The organism is Streptomyces sp. NBC_00045 (assembly GCF_045041095.1).
Classification (GTDB): Bacteria; Actinomycetota; Actinomycetes; order Streptomycetales; family Streptomycetaceae; genus Streptomyces.
Map to the genome: position 1 here is coordinate 6,248,054 of NZ_CP108271.1, position 16,275 is coordinate 6,264,328.

General features: G+C 71.2%; 12 protein-coding genes. 3 read left to right on the forward strand and 9 right to left on the reverse strand.

What is annotated here, in order from left to right:
- Positions 1-70 precede the first annotated feature (70 nt).
- The 4 genes from OHA65_RS29120 to OHA65_RS29135 all read right to left on the reverse strand — a co-directional run bounded on the left by OHA65_RS29120 (position 71) and on the right by OHA65_RS29135 (position 6,717).
- Entirely contained in the window at positions 71-2,065 is a 1,995-nt protein-coding gene (locus OHA65_RS29120) for a hypothetical protein (RefSeq protein WP_327279156.1), read from the reverse strand.
- A gap of 109 nt (positions 2,066-2,174) precedes the next feature.
- A complete protein-coding gene (locus OHA65_RS29125; protein WP_327279157.1) occupies positions 2,175-3,218 on the reverse strand; it encodes a signaling protein in 1,044 nt (347 codons plus the stop codon).
- Positions 3,219-3,355: 137 nt separating this feature from the next.
- Entirely contained in the window at positions 3,356-5,494 is a 2,139-nt protein-coding gene (locus OHA65_RS29130) for a 3-hydroxyacyl-CoA dehydrogenase NAD-binding domain-containing protein (RefSeq protein ID WP_327279158.1), read from the reverse strand.
- Positions 5,491-6,717, reverse strand: coding sequence for an acetyl-CoA C-acyltransferase (locus OHA65_RS29135; RefSeq protein ID WP_327279159.1), 1,227 nt, complete (start codon positions 6,715-6,717; stop codon positions 5,491-5,493). The genes OHA65_RS29130 and OHA65_RS29135 overlap by 4 nt, the downstream gene beginning before the upstream one ends.
- Positions 6,718-7,039: 322 nt before the next feature.
- On the opposite strand from OHA65_RS29135, the gene OHA65_RS29140 reads away from it, so the two are divergent.
- Positions 7,040-8,230 (forward strand): alpha/beta fold hydrolase, encoded by a 1,191-nt coding sequence (locus OHA65_RS29140; RefSeq protein ID WP_328764103.1) that lies wholly within the window; start codon positions 7,040-7,042, stop codon positions 8,228-8,230.
- Positions 8,231-8,263: 33 nt separating this feature from the next.
- Here OHA65_RS29140 and OHA65_RS29145 read toward each other — a convergent pair whose 3' ends face one another.
- The 3 genes from OHA65_RS29145 to OHA65_RS29155 all read right to left on the reverse strand — a co-directional run bounded on the left by OHA65_RS29145 (position 8,264) and on the right by OHA65_RS29155 (position 11,290).
- Positions 8,264-9,535, reverse strand: a complete 1,272-nt coding sequence (locus OHA65_RS29145) for an HRDC domain-containing protein (protein WP_371645123.1) — start codon at positions 9,533-9,535, stop codon at positions 8,264-8,266.
- Positions 9,536-9,688: 153 nt separating this feature from the next.
- Entirely contained in the window at positions 9,689-10,351 is a 663-nt protein-coding gene (locus tag OHA65_RS29150) for a response regulator transcription factor (protein WP_007267191.1), read from the reverse strand.
- 282 nt (positions 10,352-10,633) lie between these two features.
- Positions 10,634-11,290: a DUF3000 domain-containing protein gene (locus OHA65_RS29155; RefSeq protein WP_327279162.1), complete on the reverse strand. Its 657-nt coding sequence runs from the start codon at positions 11,288-11,290 to the stop codon at positions 10,634-10,636.
- Between the two features lie 91 nt (positions 11,291-11,381).
- Here OHA65_RS29155 and hemE point away from each other — a divergent pair, with 91 nt between their 5' ends.
- Positions 11,382-12,485 carry a uroporphyrinogen decarboxylase gene (gene hemE / locus OHA65_RS29160; protein WP_405757266.1) on the forward strand — a complete coding sequence of 368 codons (1,104 nt, stop codon included), beginning with the start codon at positions 11,382-11,384 and terminating at the stop codon, positions 12,483-12,485.
- A 46-nt stretch (positions 12,486-12,531) separates the two neighbouring features.
- Positions 12,532-13,665: an NADAR family protein gene (locus OHA65_RS29165; RefSeq protein ID WP_329314878.1), complete on the forward strand. Its 1,134-nt coding sequence runs from the start codon at positions 12,532-12,534 to the stop codon at positions 13,663-13,665.
- Positions 13,666-13,747: 82 nt separating this feature from the next.
- Here OHA65_RS29165 and OHA65_RS29170 read toward each other — a convergent pair whose 3' ends face one another.
- On the reverse strand, positions 13,748-15,148 hold the full coding sequence (locus tag OHA65_RS29170; RefSeq protein ID WP_327279164.1) for an FAD-dependent oxidoreductase: 1,401 nt from the start codon (positions 15,146-15,148) through the stop codon (positions 13,748-13,750).
- Between the two features lie 60 nt (positions 15,149-15,208).
- A complete protein-coding gene (locus tag OHA65_RS29175) occupies positions 15,209-16,192 on the reverse strand; it encodes a DUF4349 domain-containing protein (RefSeq protein WP_405757270.1) in 984 nt (327 codons plus the stop codon).
- Positions 16,193-16,275: the final 83 nt, after the last annotated feature.

Sequence of the window (16,275 nt, forward strand, 5' to 3'; positions counted from 1 at the left end):
GGGTGCGGCACGGCGGTTGGGGAGGGCGGGGAGCGGGCGGCGCGACTCGGATACCGGGGGGAAGGAGCGCCTACACGGGGTAGGGGAGCTGCTCCGGGTATTCGATGGGGAAGTCGCGCAGCCCCCGCCGGTAGAGGTTGTTGGCGGCCGCGTTGAAGCGGACGATGCTGGGCGGGTACTCCTCGCCCAGCAGGTATTCCTTGAGCTGCTCGCGGTAGGGCGCCATGACGTCCTCGCGCGGGTTCAGCGTCGCCTCGATGGCTTCCGCCAGACCGTTGCAGTCGCCGTCGAGCAGGTACGAGGCGTACGCCGTCCGCTGCTCGTTGCGGAACTGGTCGTCGGGCAGGCCGTCGAGGTTGAAGATCGCGTACGGCTTCAGGGTCGCGACGAAGTCGGAGACGACGCTGGACATGTCGCCGATGAGCAGGTCGGACTGGTTGAAGCAGTCGTACAGGGCCGGGATCCGCTCGGTCACCACGTGGTGCGCGGCATCGGGGACGGCGCTCCAGTACAGGGCGCCCGCCTGGTTGCGGCTGCGCCGGATGCGCGCGGTCCGCTCCTCCTCGGTGAGGTCCGGGTACTTGGAGCGGACGCCGCGCTCGGAGAGGTCGGCGATGCGCTGGTCGATCCGGGCCAGCTTCTTGGCGGCTGCCTTGGAGTCGGTGAGGTTGCGGCCGAAGCGTCGGGCGTTGTCCTCTTCGAGGAGGGCGATGACGCGGCGGTGCGCCGCGCCGGCCTCGGCGGAGCGCGAGCCGGTGAGCGGGTGCGGCTTGTAGATGATGCGGATGTCGCGGTCGTAGTCGAGCAGCGCCTTGATCAGCTTCTCGCCGGCCGGGATGACCGAGGTGTAGCAGGCGTCGTCGGTCCAGCCCTCCCAGGTGGGGGCGTAGATGACGGTGGGGACGGGGTTGGCGACCCTACCCGTCCAGCGGTGCAGGGGCATCAGCTGGGGGCGGCCGACCTCGACGATCTGGTTGTGCGACACGGCGTGCTTGATGCGCTCGTAGCGGTCGCGGCCGGCCCGGCCGGCCACCCAGATCTCGTCGAAGACCTTGCTGACCCGGTTGCTGCTCGCGAGCTTGTCGCTGTCGCCGTGGCCGATGAAGACGTGCTTGACCTCGGCGCGCTGGAGCATGTGCACGTTCTTGCCCGCGTTGCCGGGGTAGAGGGCGACACGGAGCTCGTTCATCTCGATGCGGGCGAGATTGTCTGCTTTGGGGATGCAGATGACAGGGACCGAGGTCGCGTCCAGGAAACGCAGGGTGGCCCGCTCGCGGAGCACGATGATGGGCCGCAGTTCCAGTGCCTCCAGCGACTCCAGCCACATGTTCACCTGGTACATGAAGTCTTTGGAGACGGCGGCGAACGTGAAGTAGAGGGCGACCTGGGGTCGATATTCGGCCAGCTGGTAGTTGAGCTCCTCGATGGCCTCGTCGGTGGTGGGCAGCTTGAGCGCGTTGCGCGCGTCGGGCACCAGCACCAGCAGGGAGAAGTAGGCGAGGAAGACCGTGATGATCATGCCGTACGTGACGAAGCGCCAGTCGTCCGTCGCGATGGTGGCGAGCGCGCCGGCCACCAGCGGGATGTCCAGGTGCAGCGTCTTGCGGACGTGCTTGTCCATCAGGAACGGGTGCGGCATGCGGCGGATGCCGAGCGCCTCCAGGTCCAGCCCGCGCGTGGTGAACGGCAGCTCGTTGCGCATCTTGCGGACGTGCTTGAGGAGCGCGCCGTACGCGAGCTGGAGGATGAAGAGCAGGAGCAGGCCGATGGTGGTCATCTGCGCCACGAACGACTCGATGTCGGCGATGGCCCCGCACAGACCCAGCAGCAGGAACTGCCGGATGAGGAAGCGCATCGTCAGACCGAAGCGCGAGTCGCGCAGTTTTTCCAGCGTCGGCGACTCGGTGTTGTGGAGCATCAGGTCGGCGAGGTAGCTCAGCGCGGCACAGCCGGCGAACAGGGGGAGGGAGACGAACGCGACGGCGACCAGCATGCCGATGAAGCTGAGGATGAGCCCAGAGGTGATCAGAACGCCGAGCACGGCGCGCAGCCGCTTGGAGCCCATGGTGCGGTGCCTCCCCCGTGGAGGTATAAGGATGCTGTGAAGTGTCGCAGTAGTATAAGCAGCCTGATGGATGGCTGAAAAACGCCGGGTTAACCGAAGGTCAACGTTCTCAGGCCGTGAAGCGATACAGCGCCAGCTCGCGCCGGTCCTTCGTCTTCACGGAAAATCCGATGGTCAATGCCGGCCGTCCGCCGGCCATGGAGACCGCGATTCCCTCGGGCTCCCGGTACACCAGATCCCGCGCAACGGTCACGTGGTGACGCCCCTGCGCCTTGCCGGTGCGCACGTCAATTGCGGAGACATATGTATTTCCGCCGGACTTCCGCGGGTTGTCCCCCTTGTCGCCGGTGTACGGGCCGCCGGTCAACACGTAGACGTAGTCGCCGTACAGGGCGCAGCCCTGGAACCACTCCTCCTGCTTGACCCGCACCCCGGCCTTGATGACCTGTGCGGCGTCGAAGCGCCCCGCCAGGAAATCCGCCATCCCGTACACCGAGAACCGGTGCACGCCCTCTTCCTCGTGGCTCACCAGCACCCGCTCGCCGGGCAGGTCGAGCGCGGGGCAGACATCGGTGGAACCGGGAACCGGGTCGAAATGGTGGACGGAGTCGTCGGCGCTGTCGAGGACCGAACCGTCCTTGAACGGCACCCGGACCACGGTGCGACCGTAGCCGCGCATGGCCTCCGCGCGGCCCTCCACCCATATGTAGGTGTGCTGACCCGTCGGCTCGACGCCGCACGAAATTCCGTGGCCGAAGCCGCGCAGGTACATATGCCCGAGCGTTTTTCCGGAACTGCTCAGCCGGGTCAGGCACATATCGCCGGAGGACTTGCGGTCGGCCGAGTCGACCGGTTCTTCCTCGTCGTCGAGGCGGATATCGTCCTGAACCGTCTGCAGTACGTAGATCTGTCCGTTCGTGTCGTCGAACGCGAACGACTGCGGTCCGGTCGTATTGAACAGCGGAGCCGGGGCCAGCAGTTGCGAACCGGTCCGCATGTCGAACTCGCCGGCCGGCAGCGGTGCGTCATCGTCCTGCTCGCCGTCCCCGGTGCGCAGTGCCCAGGACAGGCCGCCCGTGGTGAGGCCGGCGGCCGCCGCGCCGCCCGCGAACAGCAGGCTCCGGCGGCTGAAAGGTGTCTTGCCATCCGCCATGATCCGTATTCTGCCAGCCCTCACGGGCGGCTGCGGCGCCGGGTCCGGCGCCGCAGCCGCCCGCGGAGGCAGGCCCCCGGAACGGCGGACGCCCGCCCCCGCGCTGGGGACGGGCGTACCTACGGGGCGTTCGGACCTCAGGCCGGGACGCTCGCCAGACCCGGGGCGAGGAACTTCTTGCCGTTCACGCGCTCCGAGACGCCCTCGCGGTCCAGGTACGGCGTGATGCCGCCCAGGTGGAAGGGCCAGCCGGCGCCCGTGATGAGGCAGAGGTCGATGTCCTGGGCCTCGGCCACGACACCCTCCTCCAGCATCAGGCCGATCTCCTGCGCGACCGCGTCCAGGACGCGGTCGCGCACCTGCTCCTCGGTCAGGACCGAGTCGCCCTGGACCAGGAGCGCGGCGACCTCGGGGTCCAGCTCCGGCTTGAAGCCGTTCTCGGCGGAGTAGGTGTAGAAGCCGCGCTTGCCGGCCTTGACGACCGCCGCGAGGTTCGGGGAGACGGTGAAGCGCTCCGGGAAGGCGCGGTTCAGGGTCTCGGAGACGTGCAGACCGATCGCCGGGCCGACGAGCTCCAGCAGCACCAGCGGGGACATCGGCAGGCCGAGCGGCTCGATGGCCTTCTCCGCGGTGACGACCGGGGTGCCCTCGTCGATGACGTTCTGGATCTCGCCCATGAAGCGGGTCAGGATGCGGTTCACGACGAACGCCGGGGCGTCCTTGGTGAGGACCGCGGTCTTCTTCAGCTTCTTGGCGACGCCGAAGGCCGTGGCCAGCGAAGCGTCGTCCGTCTGCTCACCGCGGACGATCTCCAGCAGCGGGAGGATCGCGACCGGGTTGAAGAAGTGGAAGCCGACCACGCGCTCCGGGTGCTGGAGCTTCGAGGCCATCTCCGACACCGACAGCGAGGAGGTGTTGGTGGCGAGGATCGCGTGCGCCGGGGCGACCGCCTCGACCTCCGCGAACACCTTCTGCTTGACGGACATCTCCTCGAACACGGCCTCGATGATGAAGTCCGCGTCCGCGAAGCCCTCGGCCTTGTCCAGGACACCCGTCACCAGGGCGGTCAGGCGGTTCGCCTTGTCCTGGTTGATGCGGCCCTTGCCGAGCAGCTTCTGGATCTCGGCGTGGACGTAGCCCACGCCCTTGTCCACGCGCTCCTGGTCGATGTCGGTGAGGACCACCGGCACCTCAAGGCGGCGCAGGAAGAGCAGCGCCAGCTGCGAGGCCATCAGGCCCGCGCCGACGACGCCGACCTTGGTGACCGGACGGGCCAGCGACTTGTCCGGGGCACCGGCCGGGCGCTTGGCGCGCTTCTGCACCAGGTTGAAGGCGTAGATGCCCGAGCGCAGCTCGCCGCCCATGATGAGGTCGGCCAGGGCCTCGTCCTCGGCGTCGAAGCCGGCCTGGAGGTCGCCGTCCTTGGCCGCGGCGATGATGTCCAGCGCGCGGTAGGCGGCCGGAGCGGCCCCGTGCACCTTGGAGTCCGCGATGGAGCGGCCCTTGGCGACGGCCGCGTCCCAGGCCTCGCCGCGGTCGACCTCGGCGCGTACGACCTCGGTCTCGCCCTTGAGGACGCGGGCGGTCCACAGGAGCGACTGCTCCAGGAAGTCCGCGCCCTCGAACAGGGCGTCGGCGATGCCCAGCTCGAAGACCTGCTTGCCCTTCAGCTGGCGGTTCTGGTTCAGCGAGTTCTCGATGATGACCGAGACCGCGCGCTCCGCGCCGATCAGGTTCGGGAGGATGGCGCAGCCGCCCCAGCCCGGAACCAGACCGAGGAACACCTCGGGCAGCGAGAAGGCCGGGATGGCCTTCGAGACGGTGCGGTAGGAGCAGTGCAGACCGACCTCGACACCGCCGCCCATCGCCGCGCCGTTGTAGTACGCGAAGGTGGGGACGGCCAGCGCGGAGAGGCGCTTGAAGACGTCGTGGCCGCCCTTGCCGATGGCGAGGGCCTCGTCGTGCTGCTTCAGCAGCTCGACGCCCTTGAGGTCGGCGCCGACCGCGAAGATGAACGGCTTGCCGGTGATGCCCGCGCCGACGATGGAGCCCGCGAGGGCCTCCTGCTCGACCTGGTCGATCGCCGCGTTCAGGTTGGCCAGCGACTGCGGGCCGAAGGTGGTCGGCTTGGTGTGGTCGAAGCCGTTGTCCAGCGTGATGAGCGCGAAGCGCCCGGCGCCGAACGGCAGGTCCAGGTGGCGGACGTGCGCGGACGTGACGACCTCGTCCGGGAACAGCTCGGCCGCACCCTTCAGGAGCTCAGCGGTGGTGCTCACTTGGAGTCTCCCTCGGCGTTGAAGTGCGGGTTCTCCCAGATGACCGTGGCGCCCATGCCGAAGCCGACGCACATGGTGGTCAGGCCGTAGCGGACGTGCGGCTGCTCCTCGAACTGGCGGGCCAGCTGCGTCATCAGGCGGACGCCGGAGGAGGCCAGCGGGTGGCCGAACGCGATCGCGCCGCCGTACTGGTTCACGCGCGCGTCGTCGTCGGCGATGCCGTAGTGCTCCAGGAAGGCGAGGACCTGGACGGCGAACGCCTCGTTGACCTCGAACAGGCCTATGTCCTCGATGGACAGGCCGGCCTGGGCGAGGGCCTTCTCGGTGGCCGGGATCGGGCCGTAACCCATGACCTCCGGCTCGACACCCGCGAAGGAGTACGAGACGAGGCGCATCTTGACCGGGAGGTTGTTCTCGCGGGCGAAGTCCTCGGACGCGATGATCGCGGCGGTGGCACCGTCGTTGAGACCGGCGGCGTTGCCCGCGGTGACCCGGCCGTGCGTACGGAACGGGGTCTTGAGGCCGGCCAGGTTCTCCAGCGTGGTGCCCGGGCGCATCGGCTCGTCGGTGGTGACCAGGCCCCAGCCCGTCTCACCGGCCGCCTCGTTGGTGTTGCGCACCGAGATCGGGACCAGGTCCTGCTGGATCTTGCCGTCGGCGTACGCCTTGGCGGCCTTCTCCTGCGAGCGCACGGCGTACTCGTCGGCGCGGAGCTTGGTGATCGTCGGGTACCGGTCGTGCAGGTTCTCGGCGGTCATGCCCATGAACAGGGCGGACTCGTCGACCAGCTTCTCGGAGACGAAGCGCGGGTTCGGGTCGACGCCCTCGCCCATGGGGTGGCGGCCCATGTGCTCGACACCGCCGGCGAGGGCGACGTCGTACGCACCGAAGGCCACACCGCCCGCGACGGCGGTCACGGCGGTCAGCGCGCCGGCGCACATGCGGTCGATGGAATAGCCCGGGACGGACTGCGGGAGGCCCGCGAGGATGCCGGCGGTACGGCCCAGCGTCAGGCCCTGGTCACCGATCTGCGTGGTCGCGGCGATGGCGACCTCGTCGATCTTCTTGGGGTCCAGGTCCGGGTTGCGGCGCAGCAGCTCCCGGATCGCCTTCACGACGAGGTCGTCGGCGCGGGTCCCGTTGTAGATGCCCTTCGGGCCCGCCTTGCCGAACGGGGTGCGGACGCCGTCGACGAAGACGACGTCCCTGACGGTACGAGGCACGTTGGCTCTCCTCCAGGTGCGGGTGTGCACTGCTGCGCGGGGGCGACCCATCACTGAGCGCCCGCTCACCCGGTCATGCTACTTGCCGGTAACCGGAGTGGACACCCCCTCCCGAAGGAGCGGCGAACGTCACACCGGCACGCACGGCGTGAGCCCCCTTGCGCCCTGACGCGCGCCCGGCCGTTCGGAGCGCCCCGGGCTACCCGAACGGGTCGGGCCACCCGCCCCCCGGTCGCGTCGATGGCGCCGGACGACGCTCTTCCGGATTCTGGCCGGGCCCGGGCGCCCGCCCGGCATCCGACCGGCGAAGCGGAGCAAAGCGATGGCGGCACCTGTTCTCACGAACCACTACGTCGACCACAAATCGACCATCCCGGCGAACGCCGGCGATCTCGTCAAGCTCCACGTGCGGGAGCGCAACGGCACGCACACGGGCCAGCCGCGCAGGCCGGTCCTGATGCTGCACGGCAGGAGCGTGCCCGCCATGGCGGGCTTCGACCTGCAGTACAAGAAGTACAGCTGGGCCGAGGAACTGGCGAAGGCGGGCTTCGACGTCTTCGTGATGGAACTCCAGGGCTCCGGGCTGTCGACCCGCCCGAAGATGGACGACTGGAAGAACGTCAGCCCCACGGTCGCGCAGCGGCAGCTCCTCGTGCCCCACCCGAACGCGACCACGGACGTGACACCGCCGGTGTACGCCGCCCAGCTGAACAACTCCCAGAGCGACTGGGACGAGGTCGACAGGGTGGTCGACTTCGTCCTGCACGAGACCGGCGCCTCCAAGGTCGACCTCATCGGCTGGTCGGCGGCCTCCCAGCAGTTCGGGCCCTACGCCATCCAGCACCCCGGCAAGGTGCGCAGTCTCTTCCTCCTGGCTCCGATCTTCCCGCCGTTCGGCAGGGCGAGCGCGCCCGGGACCGCCTTCGGGGCGCCGGTGACGCTGCCCGTGTCCAAGCCGGAGGCGGCCTTCGGCTACCCGATGACCGTCGGCACGAAGGCCGGCGTCGACGCAGCGTGGCAAAAGGACCTGAAGTGTCCCGGGCAGCGTGAGTCCACCATGGTCGACGAGGTGTGGAAGGCGATCATGGACGTCGACCCGATCGGTGCGACCTGGGGGTCCGCGGTGGGTGGTCCCGGCGGGCCCGCGCAAGGGCTCAACCGCATCCGGAATTCGTACTGGTGGGGATGGAACTCCACCACCGTGCCGCTCAACGGGACGCTCGGCGGGACGGTGCCCGTGTGCATCGTGTACGGGGAGAACGACTCGATCGTGAACACTTCGCCGGACCTGGGCCTGCTGTACTTCTCGGTACCGGAGCTGTACAAGGCCATCAAGGGCCCGAACAAGCTGATGTTGCGCATCGCCTGCGCGGGGCACCAGGCGCCCTGGGAGCGCGTGGCGAACGACCTGCACACCATGTCCGAGCACTGGCTCAAGCTCGGCAAGGTCGAAGGCGCGGAGACCGGGAGCTACTACAGGGACGAGGACGGGGCCCTCACTCCCCTGGAGTGAGGGCCCCGCGCCGGATTCCGGCGGGCCGGACGGTCAGACGGTCGCGGCCAGCGCCCTCACGAGAGCCGGCGTCACCTGCTCGATCTGCCACGGGCGGGCGCCATAAGCCGCGAGCGCCTGCGCCACCGCGTCCGGTTCGAGCCGCTGCGGCGGCTCCCAGCACAGCCGGCGGACCGTGTCCGGGGTGATCAGGTTCTCCTGGGGCAGGTTCAGCTCTTCCGCGAGCGCCGAGACGGCGGTCCGCGCCGCAGCCAGCCGCGCCGCGGCCGCCGGGTCCTTGTCCGCCCAGGAACGCGGCGGCGGCGGACCGGCCGCGGTCGCACCCGGCTGCGGCAGCGCGTTCTCGGGCAGGGCCTTCGCCCGGTCCACGGCGGCCATCCACTGCTCCAGCTGGCGCCGGCCCATCCGCTGCCCGTAGCCGGGCAGCGCCTGCAGCGCGTGCACGTTCGCCGGGAGCGCGAGCGCGGCTTCGACGATCGCGGCGTCGCCGAGCACCTTGCCGGGCGACACGTCACGCCGCTGGGCGATCCGGTCCCGGGACTCCCACAGCTCCCGTACGACGGCCATCTGTCGGCGCCGGCGCACCTTGTGCATGCCGGACGTACGGCGCCACGGATCCTTGCGCGGCGGCGCGGGCGGGGCGGCGGCGATGGCGTCGAACTCCTGCCGGGCCCATTCCAGCTTGCCCTGCCGGTCCAGTTCCTCCTCCAGCGCGTCCCGCAGGTCCACCAGCAGCTCCACGTCGAGCGCGGCGTAGCGCAGCCACGGCTCGGGGAGGGGACGGGTGGACCAGTCGACGGCGGAGTGGCCCTTCTCCAGCGCGTAGCCGAGCACGCTCTCGACCATCGCGCCCAGTCCGACCCGCGGGAAGCCGGCGAGGCGGCCGGCCAGCTCGGTGTCGAACAGGGAGGTGGGAACCATGCCTATTTCGCGCAGGCACGGCAGGTCCTGGGTCGCGGCGTGCAGGATCCACTCGGCGGAGGACAGTGCCTCGCCCAGTGCGGACAGGTCGGGGCAGCCGACCGGGTCGATCAGCGCGGATCCTGCGCCCTCGCGGCGCAGCTGCACCAGATAGGCGCGCTGGCCGTAGCGGTATCCGGAGGCGCGCTCGGCGTCGACGGCCACCGGTCCGGTGCCCGCGGCGAATGCCGCGACCACTCGGGCGAGTGCGTACTCGTCGGCGACCACCGGAGGGATCCCCTCGCGGGGTTCGAGCAACGGAATCGGCGCCTTTTCGACGTCGTCCGGGGGGCCGCCCCCGGTGGTGGTGCGCAGGTCTGCTGCGGTCTCTTGGGCGTCGGTCACCGCTCAAGGGTATCCGTGGATGTGGCGCGCCCGTCGCCGGAACGTTCCGTCGACGGGCGCGGGGTGGAGGCGGAGCCGATTCCCCGGCTTTTCCCGGGTGCCCCTCCCAGCGGTAGCTGGGGGAGGGTTTGCCCGCCGGTCGCCGGGCGGGTGTCAGTGGATGATCCCGGTCCGCAGTGCGACGGCGACCATCCCGGCCCGGTCGCCGGTCCCCAGCTTGCGGGCGATCCGGGCGAGGTGGGACTTGACGGTCAGGGCGGACAGGCCCATCGAGACGCCGATGGCCTTGTTGGACTGGCCCTCCGCGACGAGGCGCAGGACCTCGACCTCGCGGCCGGAGAGCTCGCGGTAGCCGCCCGGGTGGCTCGGGGCACCCGGGGGGCGGCGGTGCATACGGGCGGCGGCGGCACCGATGGGGGCGGCGCCGGGCCGGGTGGGGAGCCCGATGTTGGTGCGCGTACCGGTGACGACGTAGCCCTTCACGCCGCCCGCGAGGGCGTTGCGCACGGCGCCGATGTCGTCGGCGGCGGACAGGGCCAGGCCGTTCGGCCAGCCGGCGGCCCGCGTCTCGGAGAGCAGGGTGAGACCGGAACCGTCGGGCAGGTGTACGTCGGCCACGCAGATGTCGCGCGGGCTGCCGACGCGGGGGCGGGCCTCCGCGATGGACGAAGCCTCGATCACGTCACGTACTCCGAGGGCCCACAGATGACGGGTCACGGTGGAACGCACGCGCGGGTCGGCCACGACGACCATGGCCGTCGGCTTGTTCGGGCGGTAGGCGACCAGGCTTGCGGGCTGCTCGAGAAGAACGGACACCTAGGCCTCCTGGGGGAGTGGCGGGGCGGGCCGGCTCGGGGAAGGAAGCCGGTGCGAACCGTGCGGATGGTCACCCACTCCTTCGGCACGTCACCCGCCCGGCTTTAGGGAATGATCACGATTTGGTGAGTAACAATTCGGGCAATTCGGACGCACGATCGATCATCGGGTGATCAGAAGCCCACAACGGGCGCCCGGTTCCGACATCCCGCCGCCGGCCCTCGATCGGCCGTTCTACGGGGCGCGGTGCATTCGGGGTCGGCCGCGGGCGGCGCGGGGCGGCTACGGGTGGTGCGGACCGCGCCGCTGTGGCAGGGAGACCACGCCCGTACCCGAATCCGTCGGCCCCACCGGCGGCAGCCCCGCGATCTGGCACAGCAGCTCGCACCACGCCGACAGGTGCGCCGAGGTGTCCGGCACCCCACCCACGCCCTCCCGCGGCGTCCACGAGGCCCTGATCTCGATCTGCGTGGCCGCGCGACGCTCCGACAGCCCGCCGAAGTAGTGCGAGCTCGCCATGGTCACGGTCCCGCTCGCCTCCCCGTACGCCAGGCCGCGCGCCTCCAGGGCGCCCGTCAGCCACGACCAGCACACCTCGGGGAGGAGGGGGTCGGCGGCCATCTCGGGCTCCAGCTCGGCCCGTACGAGCGTCACCAGCCGGAAGGTCCCGTGCCAGGCGTCGTGCCCGGACGGATCGTGGAGCAGGATGAGCCGGCCGTCGGCCAGGTCGTCCTCGCCGTCCACGACCGCGGCTTCGAGGGCGTACGCGTGCGGGGCCAGGCGCTGCGGCGGTCTGGCGGGATCGATCTCGATCCCCGGACGCAGCCGCGCCTTCTTCAAACCGTCGACCGCCCGCCGGAACGGGAGCGGGACGGAGCTCTCCTTCGCGCTGTCCGTACCCTCGGCGCCATCTGAAAATCGTCCCTGAGCCGCAGCCATGCGGGGAAGACTAGGCGGAACGAGCGTCCGTGCGGCGCAGGGACACCCGCGCCGGGCCGGGCACTTCTTCATACGTGCGAAGATTTGGCGCGTGAGCGCCAATGACCTTCCCCTCGCGCACGGCTCCGCCGGCGCTGGGGAGACCCCTCTCAAGGGCCAGCCGAGTCAGACGTACGATTCCGCCTTCCTGAAGGCGTGCCGGCGGGAGCCGGTGCCGCACACCCCGGTGTGGTTCATGCGGCAGGCCGGGCGCTCCCTCCCCGAGTACCGCAAGGTGCGCGAGGGGACCCAGATGCTGGAGTCGTGCATGCGGCCCGACCTGGTCACGGAGATCACGCTCCAGCCCGTTCGCCGCCACGACGTGGACGCGGCGATCTTCTTCTCCGACATCGTGGTGCCGCTGAAGGCCATCGGCGTCGACCTGGACATCAAGCCCGGCATCGGCCCGGTCGTCGCCCAGCCGATCCGCCGCCGCGAGGACCTCGCACAGCTGCGCGACCTCACCCCGGAGGACGTCTCCTACGTCACCGAGGCGATCGGCATGCTCACGGGTGAACTGGGTTCCACGCCGTTGATCGGCTTCGCCGGTGCGCCTTTCACCCTCGCGAGCTACCTGGTCGAGGGCGGCCCCTCCAAGAACCACGAGCACACCAAGGCCCTCATGTACGGGGACCCGCAGCTCTGGGCCGACCTGCTGGACCGCCTCGCGGAGATCACCTCCGCCTTCCTGAAGGTCCAGATCGAGGCGGGCGCCTCCGCGATCCAGCTCTTCGACTCCTGGGTCGGCGCCCTCGCCCCGGCGGACTACCGGCGCTCGGTGATGCCGGCGTCGGCGAAGGTCCTGGAGTCCGTCGCCCCGTACGGGGTCCCGCGCATCCACTTCGGCGTGGGCACGGGCGAGCTCCTCGGCCTGATGGGCGAGGCCGGCGCGGACGTCATGGGCGTCGACTACCGGGTCCCGCTGGACGAGGCGGTGCGCCGGGTCGGCCCCGGCAAGGCGCTCCAGGGCAACCTAGACCCGGCGGTGCTCTTCTCCACCGAGGAGGCCGTGCGGGCGAAGACGGACGAGGTCCTGGCGGCGGCGTCCGGCCTGGAGGGCCACGTCTTCAACCTGGGCCACGGCGTCCTCCCGACGACGAACCCGGACGCCCTGACCCGCCTGGTGGACTACGTCCACACCCGGACGGCCCGCTGACCCGGACGCCCTCCGACACGATCGAAACGTCGGTACCTTGCCCTGCATGACATGGCACGGACCGACGTTTCGCACATCCGACGGAGAACGCGTCGACGGGGCCTGGTGCCTCGTGTGGCGCAAGCACGAGCTGGGCGGCGAGCACTACCCCGAGCACCTCTTCGTCTACGCGGACGGCCGGATATCCGTCGGCCGCTACGAGGCGACCGACCTGGCCGGGCTGGAGCGGTGGCTGGCCTCGGGGAAGATCGCCGTCACCCGGCCGGACCCGCGCGAGCGGTCCGCCTCCGCCTCGAAGTGGCAGTCGCGCAACCCCGAGCCGCTGACCGCCGCAAGTTTCCTCACGGAGGTGGCCGACGAGATCGCCCGCCTGGCCGGCCGGCCCACGGCCGTCGACCGGCTCCGGGAAGCCGAACGCGGCTACCGGCGGGAGGCGACCGAGACCAACCGCGTCCTGCTCCGGGAGGCCTACCTCGCCGTCCCCGCGCACCTGCGCGTCTACGTCCTGGGTGACATGGACCGCCAGGACCGGCCGCTGCGCATCCTGACGACCGACATCGGTCAGGCCGTGGACGGGGACGGGCCGGTGGTGACGGAGGAGATGCACCAGAGCGTGCGCGACCACTTCGCCGAGCGGGACGAGGCTGACGAGCAGGCCGAGGAGCTGCGGGCCGTGCGGTACGCGGACGAACCGACCGGCGCTCCGCAGCCCCCGGTCGTCCTGCACGAGGTCGTGCATCCCAACGGCCGGCCCGCCGAACTCGGCGACTTCGTCCTGCGCAACGACTACGAAGCCCCCGTCACCTACCGGGGCGAGACCTACCCCACCGTGCTCCACGGGTACTGGGCCCTCTCCGCGGCCGACCCCGCCGACCGCGACCGGATCCGAGCCTGCGCGACGGCACGCGAGGCGCACGACACGGGCGGACGGGCGGCGCGGCGTGCGGACTGGCCGGCCCTGCGGCTCGCGGTCATGGCCGGGCTCGTGCGGGCCAAGTTCGAGCAGCACCCCCGGCTCGCGGAGATCCTGCTCGCCACGGGGGAGACGGGCATCCGCTACACCGGCATCTCCGAGGCCCCCTTCTGGCGCGCGGACGGCCCCCGCGGCGGCCGTGACTGGATGGGTCGCCTGCTGGAGCTGGTCCGGGCGGAGTTGCGCGCCGGGGCCGAAGGCCTGTGACCGGCCTGCGGGGCGGTCCGTGCCGCAGCCGCGCGGCACGGACCGGGGGCGGGCCCGGCCGCGCGCCCGCCCCGGACGGGGATCAGGCGGGGGACGAGCGGACCGCGGAGACCGCCTTGCGGGCGGCCACCAGGACCGGGTCCCAGACCGGGGAGAACGGCGGGGCGTAGCCCAGGTCCAGAGATACGACCTGCTCCACCGTCATGCCCGCCGTCAGGGCGACCGCCGCGATGTCCACCCGCTTCGCGGAACCCGCACCGCCGACGATCTGGACGCCCAGGAGCCGGCCCGTACGGCGCTCCGCGAGCATCTTGACCGTCATGTCCGCGGCCGTGGGGTAGTAGCCCGCCGTCGTCGTCGAGCTGATCGTCGCCGTGACGAAGCGCAGGCCCGCAGCCAGCGCGTCCTTCTCCCGCAGCCCCGTACGGGCGATCTCCAGGTCGCAGACCTTGCTGACCGCCGTCCCCACCACCCCCGGGAAGGTGGCGTAGCCGCCGCCCACGCCCGAACCGATCACCTGGCCGTGCTTGTTGGCGTGCGTGCCCAGCGGGATGTGCCGCATGCGGCCCGCCACCAGGTCCAGGACCTCGACGCAGTCACCGCCCGACCAGACGTTCTCGTGGCCCCGGACCCGCATGGAGAGGTCCGTGAGGATGCCGCCGGACTCGCCGAGCGGCAACCCCGCATCGCGGGCCAGCGCCGTGCGGGGTTCCACGCCGATGCCGAGGACGACCACGTCCGCCGGGTACTCGTCCCCCGCGGCCGTGGCCACCGCGCACGCCCGGCCCTCCTCGTCCGTGAGGATCTTCGTGACCTCCGCGCGGGACACCGTACGGATCCCCATCCGGTTCATCGCGGAGTGCACCAGCCCGCCCATGTCCGGGTCCAGGGTGGCCATGGGCTGCTCCCCGCGGTGCAGGACCGTGACCTCGTACCCGCGCGCGACCAGCGCCTCCGCCATCTCCACGCCGATGTAGCCCGCGCCGACGACGACCGCCCTGCGGCCCTGCGCCCGCTGCGATCCCTCGATGGATTCCAGCGAAGCCATCAGGCGCTGCCCGTCGTCCAGGCTCTGCACGCCGTGCACCCCGTGGGCCCCGATGCCGGGCAGCCGGGGGCGGACCGGCCGGGCGCCCGTGGCCACGACGAGCTTGTCGTAGCCCGTCCAGGATTCGGAGCCGGAATCCAGATCGCGGGCACGGACCCGGCCCCCGGCGAGGTCGAGCTCCACCACTTCCGTGCGCATGCGCAGGTCGATGTCGCGCGCGCGGTGCTCCTCGGGCGTACGGGCGATCAACTCGTCCCGGCCGCCGACCCGGCCGCCGATCCAGTACGGGATCCCGCACGCGGAGTACGAGGTGAAGTGCCCGCGCTCGAACGCGACGATCTCCAGCTCCGCAGGGTCCTTGAGCCGCCGGGCCTGTGACGCGGCGGACATCCCCGCCGCGTCACCGCCGACCACCACCAGTCGTTCCACCGCCATCGTCCGCCCCGTCCTGTGCGCCGCCGTCTGGTGGGTGACACGCTACGGGCGAATGCGTGTTCAGTCCGGAACCCGAGCCGTTTCCGTCGGATCCGCGGGCCGGGCAGAGGGGACGGCCGGTACCCGCTTCGCCGACAGACCCGTCTTCGGCTCCGCCGGGCGCAGCCGGCGGTACAGCCGGAAGCACAGCAGCGCCAGCGCGGCCGTGACGGCGAACGGCAGCACCACGGCGATCACCAGGGCCAGGTAGCGGACGATCGTCGTGAAGGCGTCCCAGCCCCCGCTCAGGGCGCCGGTGAAGGAGGGCTCCCCGTCCTTCTTCTGCGCCGCGGGCTTCGCGGCCGGCTCGGAGACCTCCATCGTGATCGTGCCCATCGAGGTCTGGTCCTTCAGCGCCGTCTGCTGCGCCAGGAGCGACTCCAGGTCCGACTGGCGCTTGCTCAGTTCGCTCTCCAGCATCACCACGTCGCTGAGCGCCGTCGCCCTGTCCATCATGTCCCGCACCCGGGCCACGCTCGCCTGCTGCGACTTCACCCGGCTGTCGACGTCCGCAACCTTCTCGGTCACGTCCTGCGCCTCGACCTTGCGGTTGAGCAGCTTCCCGCTGCCCTCCATGGCGCCGAGCACCGCGTCGAAGCGGTCGCCCGGCACGCGCAGGGTCAACGTCGAGGTCATGCGGCCGTCCTCGCCGCGCCGGGTGGACTCGTTGCCCACGTACCCGCCCGCGCCCTCCGCCGCCGTGCGGGCCGCGGCCAGGGCCTTCTGCGCGTCCGTCGTCTCCAGGGCGAGCGTGGCCGTACGGATGACGTGCGGGCGTACGGCGGCCGGCTGCTGCCCGTTCTTGGCCGCGTCGGTTCCGGGGGCCGCCGGGGGAGCCGCCGCGGCCGCCCCCGGCTTGCCCCGGGCCGCGCCCTCCGGGGCGCCGGCCGCGGCCTTGTCGGCGGAGGACGAGCCGGCGCTGACCCCGCCGGCGCCGCACCCGGTGAGCGCGAGCGCTCCGGCCAGGGACAGGGCGGCCACGGCGGCCGCTCCGCGGTTCCGCACGGCGGTGCCTCTACTGGTGGTGCGCATCGGTGGTACCCCCCGAGGATCGGCTGATGTCGCCGGTGTGACAAACAGGGTCGCGC